This is a genomic window from Chitinophaga sp. (assembly GCF_035538455.1).
In the GTDB taxonomy this organism is placed as follows: Bacteria; Bacteroidota; Bacteroidia; order Chitinophagales; family Chitinophagaceae; genus Chitinophaga.
Map to the genome: position 1 here is coordinate 19,112 of NZ_DATLKJ010000269.1, position 12,382 is coordinate 31,493.

The 12,382-nt window shown below is 42.1% G+C and carries 15 protein-coding genes; 9 read left to right on the top strand and 6 right to left on the bottom strand.

Going from position 1 to position 12,382, the window contains the following annotated elements; genetic code table 11:
- Positions 1–88 precede the first annotated feature (88 nt).
- A complete protein-coding gene (locus tag VM802_RS30660; protein ID WP_325538071.1) occupies positions 89–436 on the bottom strand; it encodes a hypothetical protein in 348 nt (115 codons plus the stop codon).
- 144 nt (positions 437–580) lie between these two features.
- On the opposite strand from VM802_RS30660, the gene VM802_RS30665 reads away from it, so the two are divergent.
- The 4 genes from VM802_RS30665 (at position 581) to VM802_RS30680 (ending at position 3,801) form a co-directional block, all read left to right on the top strand.
- Positions 581–2,164 (top strand): Na+/H+ antiporter, encoded by a 1,584-nt coding sequence (locus VM802_RS30665; RefSeq protein ID WP_325538073.1) that lies wholly within the window; start codon positions 581–583, stop codon positions 2,162–2,164.
- Positions 2,165–2,365: 201 nt separating this feature from the next.
- The gene (locus tag VM802_RS30670) at positions 2,366–2,869 is read left to right on the top strand and encodes a CHRD domain-containing protein (protein WP_325538075.1); all 504 of its coding nucleotides are present in this window, start codon (positions 2,366–2,368) and stop codon (positions 2,867–2,869) included.
- Positions 2,870–3,125: 256 nt separating this feature from the next.
- Positions 3,126–3,353 carry a UPF0175 family protein gene (locus tag VM802_RS30675; RefSeq protein ID WP_325538077.1) on the top strand — a complete coding sequence of 76 codons (228 nt, stop codon included), beginning with the start codon at positions 3,126–3,128 and terminating at the stop codon, positions 3,351–3,353.
- Positions 3,337–3,801 carry a PIN domain-containing protein gene (locus VM802_RS30680; RefSeq protein WP_325538079.1) on the top strand — a complete coding sequence of 155 codons (465 nt, stop codon included), beginning with the start codon at positions 3,337–3,339 and terminating at the stop codon, positions 3,799–3,801. The genes VM802_RS30675 and VM802_RS30680 overlap by 17 nt, the downstream gene beginning before the upstream one ends.
- A 112-nt stretch (positions 3,802–3,913) precedes the next feature.
- Here the strand turns inward: VM802_RS30680 and VM802_RS30685 are convergent, their stop codons facing one another.
- The 3 genes from VM802_RS30685 to VM802_RS30695 form a co-directional block, all read right to left on the bottom strand.
- The gene (locus tag VM802_RS30685; protein ID WP_325538081.1) at positions 3,914–4,204 is read right to left on the bottom strand and encodes a class I lanthipeptide; all 291 of its coding nucleotides are present in this window, start codon (positions 4,202–4,204) and stop codon (positions 3,914–3,916) included.
- An 89-nt stretch (positions 4,205–4,293) separates the two neighbouring features.
- Positions 4,294–4,569 (bottom strand): VOC family protein, encoded by a 276-nt coding sequence (locus tag VM802_RS30690; protein ID WP_325538083.1) that lies wholly within the window; start codon positions 4,567–4,569, stop codon positions 4,294–4,296.
- Positions 4,570–4,644: 75 nt separating this feature from the next.
- Positions 4,645–5,025, bottom strand: coding sequence for a winged helix-turn-helix transcriptional regulator (locus VM802_RS30695; RefSeq protein WP_325538085.1), 381 nt, complete (start codon positions 5,023–5,025; stop codon positions 4,645–4,647).
- A gap of 105 nt (positions 5,026–5,130) precedes the next feature.
- Here VM802_RS30695 and VM802_RS30700 point away from each other — a divergent pair, with 105 nt between their 5' ends.
- The gene (locus VM802_RS30700; protein ID WP_325538087.1) at positions 5,131–5,970 is read left to right on the top strand and encodes an MBL fold metallo-hydrolase; all 840 of its coding nucleotides are present in this window, start codon (positions 5,131–5,133) and stop codon (positions 5,968–5,970) included.
- Positions 5,971–5,977: 7 nt separating this feature from the next.
- Positions 5,978–6,631: an NADPH-dependent F420 reductase gene (locus VM802_RS30705; protein WP_325538089.1), complete on the top strand. Its 654-nt coding sequence runs from the start codon at positions 5,978–5,980 to the stop codon at positions 6,629–6,631.
- Positions 6,632–6,676: 45 nt separating this feature from the next.
- Here the strand turns inward: VM802_RS30705 and VM802_RS30710 are convergent, their stop codons facing one another.
- Both VM802_RS30710 and VM802_RS30715 read right to left on the bottom strand, forming a co-directional pair.
- Complete coding sequence (locus VM802_RS30710) at positions 6,677–7,672, bottom strand: terpene synthase family protein (RefSeq protein WP_325538091.1); 996 nt, start codon at positions 7,670–7,672, stop codon at positions 6,677–6,679.
- A 45-nt stretch (positions 7,673–7,717) separates the two neighbouring features.
- A complete protein-coding gene (locus tag VM802_RS30715; protein ID WP_325538093.1) occupies positions 7,718–8,713 on the bottom strand; it encodes a terpene synthase family protein in 996 nt (331 codons plus the stop codon).
- A gap of 431 nt (positions 8,714–9,144) precedes the next feature.
- Between VM802_RS30715 and VM802_RS30720 the strand changes: the two genes are divergently transcribed.
- From VM802_RS30720 to VM802_RS30730, 3 genes are all read left to right on the top strand, one after another.
- A complete protein-coding gene (locus VM802_RS30720) occupies positions 9,145–9,738 on the top strand; it encodes a hypothetical protein (RefSeq protein WP_325538095.1) in 594 nt (197 codons plus the stop codon).
- Between the two features lie 148 nt (positions 9,739–9,886).
- The gene (locus tag VM802_RS30725) at positions 9,887–10,873 is read left to right on the top strand and encodes a hypothetical protein (RefSeq protein ID WP_325538097.1); all 987 of its coding nucleotides are present in this window, start codon (positions 9,887–9,889) and stop codon (positions 10,871–10,873) included.
- Positions 10,874–11,234: 361 nt separating this feature from the next.
- On the top strand, positions 11,235–12,356 hold the full coding sequence (locus VM802_RS30730; RefSeq protein ID WP_325538099.1) for a helix-turn-helix domain-containing protein: 1,122 nt from the start codon (positions 11,235–11,237) through the stop codon (positions 12,354–12,356).
- The last annotated feature ends 26 nt before the right edge of the window (positions 12,357–12,382 follow it).

Consider the following 12,382-nt stretch of genomic DNA (forward strand, 5'->3'; position numbering starts at 1 on the left):
AGGTGTATTTGAAAAACCTAATCATTACCAGGATTTCAACAGTTACCTATGTAATACCTCCCGATCCTCCCATCAGGTAGGTGAATTACTACAAACAAGCTGATAATCTCAAGTTCCAGACACCTTGTACGAGGAGGAACCATCGGATGATGATATAGGCGTCGGCAAGCAACACCAGGATCAACATATAGAAGTAATGTCGTTGCCGGAATTTGGTCCAGATTGACAATGTTACAAAGGCAAATGACAGCAGCAACAGGCTAATCATAATAAAGGCTGCTTGCCAGGCTATCACGTAGTATGTATCACTGAAATGAATATCGATTCCCACTTTGTCAATAAACAATAGGGTTATCAGTAGTGATAGAAGCAATACCAGGATGGTAATGCCTGCAGTGTTCATAATATTCCTGAATACTAAATTATCCTTTTTCATTTTCCAGCAGGGTTAAGGTGGCTTTAAGTCCTGTAATTTAAATAATTAATGAATAAAATATTTATATTGTATTCGTTAGCAGTGAGGCTGCTGCCTCTTTATTCATGTACACCAAGTCATAATTTACACTGGAAATAAATTTGTATGCACGCATTACTCCCTTTTTTTCTGGCAATGATTACGGTCATCGTATTGTTGAATATGCTGGCTACAAAAATGAAGGTTGCATACCCTATATTATTGGTAATGGGTGGTTTACTCATTGGCTTTATTCCCGGCCTGCCGGATATACATATCAACCCTGATTTGATTTTTTTGGTGTTCCTACCGCCACTATTATTTTTTTCGGCAGGTGCAGCATCCTTTAAAGAAATGCGTAAATGGTGGCGTATGATCGGCAGCTTTGCTTTTCTCGTAGTGTTTATCACAGCACTTGCAGTAGCTATTGTAACCAATCGTTTTATTCCCGGTTTTTCCATCGGCATAGGATTTTTGCTGGGTGGCATTGTGTCGCCGCCCGATGCAGTAAGTACTGCCGCTATTACAAGATTTGTAAAAATTCCCAAAGTGCTTACGACAGTGTTAGAAGGCGAAAGCCTTGTGAACGATGCGTCATCGCTTATTATTTTCCGTTTTGCATTGATAGCTGTGGGCACGGGCCAGTTTATATGGCAAGATGCCACAGTTAGTTTTTTGTGGATGATTATTGGCGGCACAGGTATAGGGTTGTTGCTGGGATGGATTTTTGTACAAATGCATAAACTACTGCCCACCGATGCCTCTACGGATACTGTTTTCATCCTGATGGAGCCTTATGCTATGTACTGGATTGCAGAACAGGTGCACAGTTCCGGCGTATTGGCAGTAGTGGCGGGCGGTTTATACATTTCTAAAAAATGGCTTACATTTTTAAGCGGCAGCAGCCGTTTAAGGGCGGTTAGTGTATGGGAAAGTTTTATTTTTTTGCTTAACGGGATTGTATTTTTTATTATTGGCCTGGCATTGCCCGACATTGTAAAAGGATTAAGAACGGAGGGCATATCCATAAGTACAGCTATCGGTTATGGTGTGCTGGTAACCGTCGTATTAATTGTTATCCGCATTATTTGTTGTTATATCGCACAATTGGCTACTGTTATTTTCAGAAGAAAAATATTGCCTGCCGAAATTCCGAGGCGCGCATATTTGGTGCCATTGATTATGGGCTGGACCGGTATGCGCGGTGTAGTGTCGCTGGCAGCTGCATTATCGATACCGGTTATGTATAATGGCGTAGCATTTCCGCAACGCAATCTTATTTTGTTGATAACCTTTGTAGTCATATTCCTTACGCTTGTGGTGCAGGGGCTTACGTTACCTTACTTTATCACGAAATCTAACGTGTTTGACCGCCGCCTTCTTATCGATTCGTCGGAGGATGAACAGGATAAAAAAATTAAAAGTGGCTTAAGAAAGGAGGTGCGTACGTTTTTGAAACATAAATACGATAACGGGCATTTACAAAACAGTGTCGTCTTCCAAAAAATGATGCAGCATTGGGAAGAAAATGAAAAAGCTGACGATGATGACTGGATGAGCGAAGAAACAAAGCAGGTATATATAGCGTCGATCGAAGTGCAACGCAGGTATCTTACTGAGCTAAATAAAGAACCGGATATAAATGAAGATCTGATTCGCCGGCAACTATATTTGTTAGACCTGCAGGAAGAGCGCTTGAAATTAGGATAGTGGCGATTATATATTAAATTATTTCTGTAGGCAGAAAGGTGAACAGGAAGCGTGGAAAGTCTATAATAATTTGATTATCGACATTTATAAATTAGAATGTCGAATCCGGTTATCCCGACAGAAAAAGAAATGAGCGCATCGAGAGATGCGTTAACAGGCAACCCGCCAGGGGTATTATACGTAATCTCTGTAAAAAGTGTTATGAATACCATATTTTCTCCTCGTTTTTGGGGAAAGCTTTTGCTGGCTTACAGTATGGTAATACCAACTGTCTGGCTGGCTGCTTGTAGTGGTGGTGGAGGTGGATATGGCGGTGGAGGTAATCCTACGCCTGCTACCATGAACGTGAATGCTTCTCTTAGCGGTGCACAGGAAACTCCTCCTAATACTGTTGGCGGTACTGGTTCGCTGACAGGAACTTATGATCCATCCACCTATAAAATTACTTACACCCTAACCTGGACCGGCCTTACCGGGGATGCTACAGGAATGCACTTTCATGGCCCTGCGGCCGTCGGGCAAAGTGCGGCCGTACAGGTAGGCATTACTGGTTTTCCTGCCGGGACTTATGGCAGTGTTTCAGGTAATGCTATTCTTACAGTAAGCCAGGCTGCTGATCTGACCGCCGGAAAATGGTATGTTAATATTCATACCGCAGCTTATCCAGGTGGGGAGATCAGGGGGCAGGTATCAGTTTCTAAGTAAACGAAAGGGTGGCTTCCGGCAGCCAGCAGACTGTAAAAGTGTGACAATATCCAGACGTAGCGGGCTTTGTTAGGGATGAAAAGACTGCCGGTTCCAATCCTGTTACCCCAATTAAAGACCTCACGATAGAAATATTGTAAGGTCTCTTTAATTGGAAGAAGAATTGGTATTGCACTGCTTTTTTATCTAAATTTGAAAAAAGATATACTTTTTCAAAAGCAGTAGTTCGCCTGTTTGATTAAAAAGGAGGGAGTTTATGAGTACTATTACGTTACAGATCCCGGAAAAGGTTGACTTGGACCCAAAAGAGACGGCACGGTTCCTTGCAGCTAAATTGTATGAGATAGGCAGATTGTCGCTTGGCCAGGCGGCAGAGTTGGCAGGTCTTTCTAAAGTTGCCTTCTCTGAAGTGCTAGGTGATTATGATGTTTCATTGATTAACCATCCTATCTCTGATATTCGGAAAGATGCCTCAAAAATATAATGTAGTTATCGCAGATACCAGCTGTTTTATTCTGTTAGATAAAATAGATTCGTTTGATTTGCTGCGCCAGCTCTTTAATAATGTTACTACCACATCGACGATAGCTGAAGAATTTGGGAAAGGCATTCCAGAATGGGTAACGATAAAACCTATAGCTGACTTGCACTACCAGGCTATACTGGAGCTTGAAGTGGATAAAGGTGAGGCCAGTGCTATTTCTCTGGCGATTGAAAATGATCCTGCATTACTTATTCTTGATGATCTGAAGGCAAGGAAAGTAGCTGATAAGTTGAACCTCAATTATACTGGTACTTTAGGGATTTTATTAAGAGCAAAGGAACTGGGCTTAATTAAAGCTATTAAGCCATTGTTAGACAGTATTCAAAAAACTAATTTTAGGTTTTCTGTCAATATTTTGAATGAAATTTTGAAGATAGCGAATGAGTAGGTGTATTAATAAGTCTTCAATAAACTGGTTCGAATCTAGCCCCGATTTAAAAGAAAAAGCCTTACAATGTTGAGTTTGTAAGGCTTTTTCTTTAGTATAAATTATTCATTGGTTAAAGATTTCCAATTACAGTAGGTTGCTGGCAGACCAAGCCATTGCATGGGTGTGTCTGAATCCCGTCTGTAACGACCGGACAAAGTTTACTGGGAGGAATGCATCCACATTGAGAAGCAGGCCGGTTAGAAAATATTTGACATCCATGATCGATCGTGCAACCTCCTGTTCCATCTGATAAAATGATTCCGCCGCCTAAAGCATATGATTGCTGTAATTCATTCAAGTCTGCAATAATGGATTTGGATAGCAATAGTTTTTTTGTCAGCTCAATTTTCTTTTTTTTCATATAAAATGATTTTAATTGAAAATACTGGCCGCTGGGTAATAAAGTCTCAATAAGTTAACAACTGGTAGTAAAAAGATAATTAACGGTATTTACCGCCTGGTCACGTGTACCGAAGTCTGGTAGGGCAGATAGTGTTCTTCATTGAATGCGAGCCTGATGCCTTCATAGTCTTCCGGTTTTACCGTTGTTCCTTCTCGTTTGTTGAGCCAGAAACAAGTGTGTTCGTTGTAAACCATGCAACCAATTAGCCGGCCGTCATACCTCATTTCCCGATCCATAGTAAGGCCAATGCCCTCAACCCAGAAACGCAGGCTTTTCTCCAGGTTGGCGCTGGGAATTACAGGTATACATGCTCTTACGGTCATAAGCGTATTGTTTATTGTGATGTAGAAAAACGTTTGAAAAAATAAGGAATAATACTAATACCGGTGTTAATGCATTTATTCCTCTTCTATCGCTACCATCTCTCCCGTTGTATCACCCAGATCACGTCCCCATTTAGCTATTGCATTCAGCACAGGAACCAGGGATTTTCCGAAGTCCGTCAGTGAGTATTCCACCCGTACAGGCGGTTTGGATCCGAAGACATCCCGTTTTATCAGTCCGTCTTCTTCCAGTGCTTTTAACTGGATACTGAGCATTTTCTCTGTAATATCCGGGATTCTCCGTTTTAATTCTGAGAAGCGTTGCGCGCTGTTCTTCAAATACCAGAGGACTACACTTTTCCATTTTCCGCCAATATATTTTTGTGTGATGTCCATTGCACAATGATATAAGTCCCCGTTTACCTGGTAGGCAAATTGTTTTCCCTTTATAATCATAGTGTTAAATTTAGACTGTCAACATTGACAGCTATTGTCCGGCAAAAATACTATAATTAAGTTTGCAACTGTAAAAAGTATAGTACACTAATCTATTTTATTATTATGCAAGCCAGAATCCACACTTTTACCTCTGCTGAACCAATGCTGAAAGTGAACGCATTTATAGCAGAAACCCCGAAAGAACTTGTTATTATAGACACCACCCTTACTATGAGCGACAGTAAAGCGTTACGCAGCATGGCAGATGAGCTGGGGAAACCGATAGCAGGTATTCTGCTTACTCATGGCCATCCGGATCATATTGCAGGTACCTACAACATAGCGCCAGCAGGGGGTATTCCTATTTTTGCCTTACCATCTGTTAAAAAACTAATGGAAGATACAGAAGCCGCGAAACATGCGCAATGGGGCCCTATGTTTGGCAATGAATGGGTACCGAAATGGGTATATCCAAATGAAATGGTGAATGACGGAGATACGGTGAAAATTGCCGGACTGGATTTTCACGTAATGGATATAGGCTCCGGCGGCGATTGTGATGCCAACAGTGTGTGGTTACTTGAAGATGAAAATAAAGTGGCCTTCATTGGCGACCTGCTCTACAAGAATAATCATACCTATATGAACGATGGCAGCATCTTGCGTTGGATGGCTAATCTCGAAAACCTTACTCCGGTGCTGAAGTCGTTTGATAACTATTACGTGGGCCACGGCGCCGTTTGTGATTTTGCTGATATGGCAAAGCAGAAAGATTATATGCATATCTATTGTGCAGAGGTGCTAAAAGCAACAAAGGGAAGCGGCATTTTTACGGACGAAACGCGGAAAGCCTTTGAGCAAAAGATGATTTCTTTATTCCCGGATTATGGATGCCAGTTTATGGTATCGCTTTCAGCAGACAGAGTTGGCCGGGAATTGTTAAGTTTATCACACAAAAACTAATACCACGATGAAAAAGATAGGAATTTTTGGAACAGGCAGCGTAGGTAAAACTATTGCCTCAAAAATGATAGCCCTGGGATACGAAGTGAAAATGGGCGCCCGATCTGCGGATAATGAAAAAGCGGCCGCCTGGGTAAAAAGCGGTGGCAGCAAAGCTTCTCAGGGCACATTTACGGATGCCGCCGCTTTTGGCGATATTGTTTTCAACTGCACTAAAGGAGATGTATCACAGGATGTGATAAAACTGGCGGCGGCAAACCTGGCAGGTAAAATACTGATAGACATCAGTAATCCGCTTGACTTTTCGAATGGTATGCCTCCCACATTAATCCCCGCATTATCCAATACAAATTCACTGGGTGAAGCATTACAGGAGTTATTACCGGATACACATGTAGTTAAAACACTGAATATTGTCACCGCTGACGTGATGGTTGATGCTGCCAGGTGCGGTGGGGAAGCTACCATGTTAATGGCTGGAAACAATACAGCGGCAAAAAAGGAGGTGGAAGAGATTCTCCGGCAATTTGGATGGTCGGATATCATCGACCTGGGAAATATCCGGCATGCCCGCAGCACTGAAATGATGTTGCCTGTCTGGTTGAGTGTTTATTTACTGAATAATAATGCCTTCTTCGGATTTAAGATAGTAAGGCCATAATAACAAAAGCGGTCGTCTCCTAAATGTTGAGACGGCCGCTTGCTATCAATCTTTCGATGCCTGGCCTGGTTGGTAAACATGTTTTGGGAATTCAGATGGTATATAGCGTACGGTATCGCCATTGTACCAATCGTCCAGTCCTGTTATATTGAGTGTTATGTGGTATACGTAGTTTTCTATGTTCTTTTGATGAATGCCGAAATCGGGCAGATCGGATTTTATAGCATCCATTTCATTTACATATGAGTCGTGTATATGTTTCATTTCCTGTATTGCTTCTTCTAATGATATCTTGTGCTCGTGCTTCAATACAAGGATGTGATTACAGACTTCAAACTTACCGTCGGCTATTTCTTTTTCTAATGTGTACCAATCATTCTGGAGAGCCATGATCCTGCACAATAATGTTCTCAGCCGCATAATAACGGGATGCTCAATAATGTGTTTGGGCACCATATAATTCATGCCGGCTTCTATCATGTCTCCATATGGATACATGGCAATAGTGTACTCTCTGAGAAACGATAATCGCAGCAGGCTGGGATAGCGGCCTTCCCGGCGATAAGGTGCTTCTTCCATTATGCCATAGGTTGTATAGCGGTACATATCATTAGCCAGGCGTTCGATCCATTCGTGAGGCATGTAAGTAAGCCATTCATCCCTGCATTTGGCGATTTGCCGATATAGCCCAATGTCGGTGGGTTCAGGCGTATCCCCCAGTATCACGCCCATTATACGATCTCTTTCTATTGTTATTTTATCTACCGGCCAGCGTTCGTAATAGTCATCATATAATGTAAGCCACAGGAAGAACCGGGCAATGGGCCTTAGGTGATCAATGTTAGTTGTAGTGGGCGCCATCCAGGAGGCGCCGTTGGCGAGGTTGTGTCCTTTGATCTTTTCTACAGCCCCGTCTGTCATGAATGTTGTATAATCCTCATCTAACCAATGCTGTTCTTCTTCAGTAAAATAGTCGGGGTGAGCCGGGGGAATGTGATCCCAAGGATACTTCAGAGGCGGCATGTTTAATTTTCTTATCATAGCTTACTATTTAAGTTAGTAAGGGATTGATAGTTTCTTAAGAAGTTAATCATGAGACTCCGTATTTTTTATTGCTTGTGCGGAGGGAAAGCCGTATAATGAATTGTAGCGTTCCAGCCGTGATGACACAGATTTCCATCCACTCAACGTCATACTGATATAATGGACCCGGTTTACTACTGCATCCTGCCACTCGCCGAAATCAGGCAGTGAGCGCTGCAGGCGGAGGAATTCCTGCAGTTCTTCATTATGAATACGAAGGTCTTCCAGGCATGCTTCTTCGAGAGAAAGGTTTCTGTTATACTGAATTGCCTTTACTACATTATAATAGATACTGTCTGTAGCTTCATCTTTAATCACAGACTGTACTTCGTTAAAATAGACCATCATCCGTACTGCCAGCGAGCGTAACCTTTGTAACACAGGGTGTTCATTGATCCCAGCAGGCAGTGGGATATTTGTTTCCAGATCAGTGAGGTCCAGAAAAGGATACAAGCAAAGTGAGTCTTCGCGGATAGCAATACATTCTTCTATACTGGGAAAGGTTTTCTTTTGTTTGTATTCAAGTTCATGTTCCAACCCGCTGAAATACCTGCTGAGGCTCTTAATAAAGCGCTGCAGTGAATCTTCTAAAATAAACTGCAACAGCTCTTCGCGCAGAGAGGCTAACAGCCCTCCCAGCGGAATACCTGATTTGACAGCACTCACTTCACCTTTTAGCACTGCAATAGATTGCTGATGGATAAATCGGATCTGCTCAGGGGTCCCTTCTTCATATTTGTCGTCGTTAAAGAGTGTCCAGAGCATAAATCGACAGATGGGTTTTAACCGCTCCTGGCTGGCCGTGGGAAACCATTGCGAGGCGATATGAGCTGTCTTTGTTTTCTTGTACTTCAGGCGGGTTACAGGATCGTCTTTGTATAGCCACAGGTACTCGCCATCAATCCATTGATTGTCTGTAATCTCCTGCAAGGTATCAGCGAAGGGATTTTTCAGGGTGGGGAAAGGGTAAGTGAATAGCGAAAGCATTTTGGCATCCATGGTTATTCTGATTGAGGGTGAACAGATCGAAGTCCACAAAATGGATAACCCGCTAAATCAGATTGTGTGTAGTACAAGCGCCGTCTTCCGTTAAAAGCGGGTACGTCATGGTTACGATATTGTCGTTACATCCAAATATATTATAGCTGCATAAAGATAATTGCTACCACTGCAATCTCCTATCGTGTTGGGTTTAGCGTTTCAGGAAAGCTTACTTTACTTCATTGAGCCGGGATATCGAATTCACTAAATAGTAAGTGACATACCGGCATATTTTCTGCATATCTATCTGAAGACATTGACATCACTATAGCTCCATTTACAGCACGAATTTGGAGAAAACGTTGTGTCGCGATTGACATATAAGATTGTCGTCTTTGCCATGTTTACGATTCTATGGATGAAAGTAATATTGTGGTAAATCAGTTATCATGAAACGAATAATGACCGCCGCAATCTCAGGATGTATCGTCCTGTTCATCTGGGGAGCGTTCTCGCATATGATCCTATTTATAGGCGCAGGATTTACGCCGATGCCCAATGAAGATACTGTTATCAGGACATTGGAAAACGTTCTTCCCAAGCAGGGGCTTTACTTCTTTCCTGGGAAAGATTTCAGACGAACTACATCAGAGCAGGAGTTGGCATTTGAGAGGAAATTTCGAACAGGGCCGGTAGGGATGATCATTTACCGGCCGGTTGGCGGGCCGCCTCTCTCACTTAACAAGTTAACGACTCAATTCATGGGTAATTTTATCACAAGCCTGATAATTGCATTTATAGTGTCGCTTATGGCCGCGCCCTACTGGAAGCGTGTATTTGCAGTTGGCCTCCTGGGTGGTTTAGCTTGCGCTTCTGTGAGTCTGATTTATTGGAACTGGTATGAATTTCCGACCGGCTTTTTCCTGGCGCAATGTATTGACCAGGCAGTTGGCTGTGTGCTGGCGGGCTTGGTTATTGCTAAAATTGTACCTTCATCTTTCAGTTTAAGTAAATTGAGCAATAAGGAGTATGATAACAATTAATGTGTGCCTGGTATTATCATGATATAAAATATTAATGATATAAAAAAGGGGAAAGATCCCCATTTTTCCCCATGAATGTATTCTATCTTACTAGTGAAGCTTAAATTTTCATTTAGCTGATATGTAATTAACCCCAAAATAGAAGAATATGAAAACGGTAATTTCTCTGCTGATCTTTATTATTCCAATCAATGTTTTTGGACAGACGTTTACAATTAAAGGATGTAGGACTTTTGTACCGAAAAACCAAAAGGTCTGTTTATTGGAAAATGGGCAAACAAGTAAATTGATTTTATTTAGGTCTAACCTCCAGGTAAACACGGATGGTATTCCAATATCTTATCACCCGTATGATCTGCGAGGTGATTCGATTGCGTTAAATACCATTCTTAATGGTGTAGCGATTTATAGAAAGAGTGATAATGTAAGAATCAGCAACCCCAAAGAGCCAAATAAATTTACTGACAGGGAAAAGTTGGAAATGCGAAAAAAAGCATATCAGGTATTTGAGCAATGGCGGGATTCTGGTTTTGACATAGTTCAACCTGTGGGTTACAAAATAATCTGGGCTAATGTTTTGATCCCTAGAGACGGCAAGCCCTGCATTATGACTTCAGGAAATTATACTGGATATTTCGCTTCTGCTACTGCGCTGAAAAATGGCCTGACAACGGATATGGGGGAGTGCGAATGCAAAAATCAGGTTGACCCATTCGTGATACCGGCGTTAGTTTTAGCGGGAAAACATCCCAAGTATGGTAATAGTCCGGTAACGGTTTATGGAGCTAAAGTCGGAGATTTGCTGGTTGCATATAATCCCAAAAACAAAAAATTGGTTTATGCTATAGTTGGTGATACGGGGCCAGAGAAAAACCTTGGAGAGGGGTCCGTTATCTTAAATATGAAACTTACAGAAAAGACAAAATACCCAAAGACCAAAAAAGAGACTTATGATCTTGCTACTGGCGAGGGTATTATTATTTGTATAATTCCCCAATCAAATTCATATAGCAGGGTGACGCCTTATACGCAGGAAAATATTCAGGAGAGAATTATTAAATGGTTTTCAGAACAGCATATAAATGGCGAGCAGGAGATAATTAGCCTTATTGAAGGAAGCAAGTCCCAATTATAAATGAGTAAAGTGGGGTATCCGTTTTAAACGGGTAGACAAGTTGCACTGGGAGGAATACATCTACATTGGGTGGCGGGATGATTATAAAATATGTAATATCCATGATCAATAGTGCAATTGTCTGTCCCACCAGATGCATTAAGGTTGATAATGCCGCTCCAAGAGGCTGGTTGTTGTAAATTCATTCAAACCAGCGATAACGGACTTTGAAAAAGATGCCCTCATTGCCAGGATTACCGTTTATAGTAGTGGTTACTCCGATCATAGAGCCCCTCCCGGCTTAATACAAACATAACATTCCCTGTCCTTAAACTTCCGGTAACATTAGCTTTCTAAATTAGTATTATTAACCTCTGTGGATATGATGAGCATTATACTACTGTCATGCATTAGTTTGCAAGCCTGTGTCGCTGTTTATTTGTTTAATTTGTTCCGGCCTAAAGACCGCTTTGAGAAAACTTTCAACATTTTCCTGATCCTCTTGCTGGCTCATCTGGCAGTGAAGTTGTCGTTACTGATGGTTTGGAAAAACGCATTTCTGTACAATAACAACCCCAGTGGGTTTAGCTTTGCCTATGGACCGTTGCTATACCTGGCTACTTTATTTTATCTGAACCGCGAAGTAAGTGTCCGGAAAGTACTGCTGCACATGATGCCTTTTTGCATAAACCTGTTGGTGTGCCTGATTACCAGCGAAGGATACCTCGAAGGGGTGATCTCGCCGGAGTTTATGCATATGTATGCGAAAGTGTATGAGGAGGGGGCTATCCTTTCGCTGATAGTATATCCGCTATTGTCGTGGCATATGCTGAAGGGGGTTGCTCATACGCCGGCTGATCCTAAGCGTAAGTTACTGGTAGCCTTTGTGCGTACAATATTGGCGGCTATTCTCCTCGGTCTGGCCAGTATGGTGGTATATGGGATTAAAACGGGCCGTTGGGACCTTAATTTCTGGATACTGACTTACCTTAGCTATGTATGGCTGATTGTGATGACATTGCGTTATAAGATAGAGTCTTTATCAACAGTAGCTGTGGAGCACGAGGAACAGCTGCAACCGGAGTCGGAACCAGAATCGCAGCCCCTGCGGCAGTATAAGAAATCAGGATTGGATGAGGAGATGATGGATGGATATGAACATAGTATCCGGGTGCTGATGCAACAAAGCCGCATTTACCTGGAGCCGGAGTTGTCGCTTGAGGAGCTGTCGGTGCGCGCCGGTATTCCGAAGCATCATATTACGCAATTGCTGAATGAGCGCTTCAACAAGAATTTCTACACCTTTATTAATGAATACAGGATAGAGATGGCGGTGAACAAATTAAAGAATCCTTCGCTCGACATCAATTTAATATCTCTTGCCTATGATTGTGGGTTCAATTCCAAATCATCTTTCAATAATTATTTCAAGAAGATCACAGGGGTTACTCCTTCCGTTTATCGGAAAAACTGCCAGCAAAACGCACCGGTAACAATTACGTAACAATTACGTAATACTATTTAGATCGG

Coding starts and splice junctions, on each gene's coding strand:
- VM802_RS30660 (WP_325538071.1), bottom strand. CDS start 436: ATGAAAAAGGATAATTTAGTATTCAGGAATATTATGAACACTGCAGGC.
- VM802_RS30665 (WP_325538073.1), top strand. CDS start 581: ATGCACGCATTACTCCCTTTTTTTCTGGCAATGATTACGGTCATCGTA.
- VM802_RS30670 (WP_325538075.1), top strand. CDS start 2,366: ATGAATACCATATTTTCTCCTCGTTTTTGGGGAAAGCTTTTGCTGGCT.
- VM802_RS30675 (WP_325538077.1), top strand. CDS start 3,126: ATGAGTACTATTACGTTACAGATCCCGGAAAAGGTTGACTTGGACCCA.
- VM802_RS30680 (WP_325538079.1), top strand. CDS start 3,337: ATGCCTCAAAAATATAATGTAGTTATCGCAGATACCAGCTGTTTTATT.
- VM802_RS30685 (WP_325538081.1), bottom strand. CDS start 4,204: ATGAAAAAAAAGAAAATTGAGCTGACAAAAAAACTATTGCTATCCAAA.
- VM802_RS30690 (WP_325538083.1), bottom strand. CDS start 4,569: ATGACCGTAAGAGCATGTATACCTGTAATTCCCAGCGCCAACCTGGAG.
- VM802_RS30695 (WP_325538085.1), bottom strand. CDS start 5,025: ATGATTATAAAGGGAAAACAATTTGCCTACCAGGTAAACGGGGACTTA.
- VM802_RS30700 (WP_325538087.1), top strand. CDS start 5,131: ATGCAAGCCAGAATCCACACTTTTACCTCTGCTGAACCAATGCTGAAA.
- VM802_RS30705 (WP_325538089.1), top strand. CDS start 5,978: ATGAAAAAGATAGGAATTTTTGGAACAGGCAGCGTAGGTAAAACTATT.
- VM802_RS30710 (WP_325538091.1), bottom strand. CDS start 7,672: ATGATAAGAAAATTAAACATGCCGCCTCTGAAGTATCCTTGGGATCAC.
- VM802_RS30715 (WP_325538093.1), bottom strand. CDS start 8,713: ATGGATGCCAAAATGCTTTCGCTATTCACTTACCCTTTCCCCACCCTG.
- VM802_RS30720 (WP_325538095.1), top strand. CDS start 9,145: ATGAAACGAATAATGACCGCCGCAATCTCAGGATGTATCGTCCTGTTC.
- VM802_RS30725 (WP_325538097.1), top strand. CDS start 9,887: ATGAAAACGGTAATTTCTCTGCTGATCTTTATTATTCCAATCAATGTT.
- VM802_RS30730 (WP_325538099.1), top strand. CDS start 11,235: ATGATGAGCATTATACTACTGTCATGCATTAGTTTGCAAGCCTGTGTC.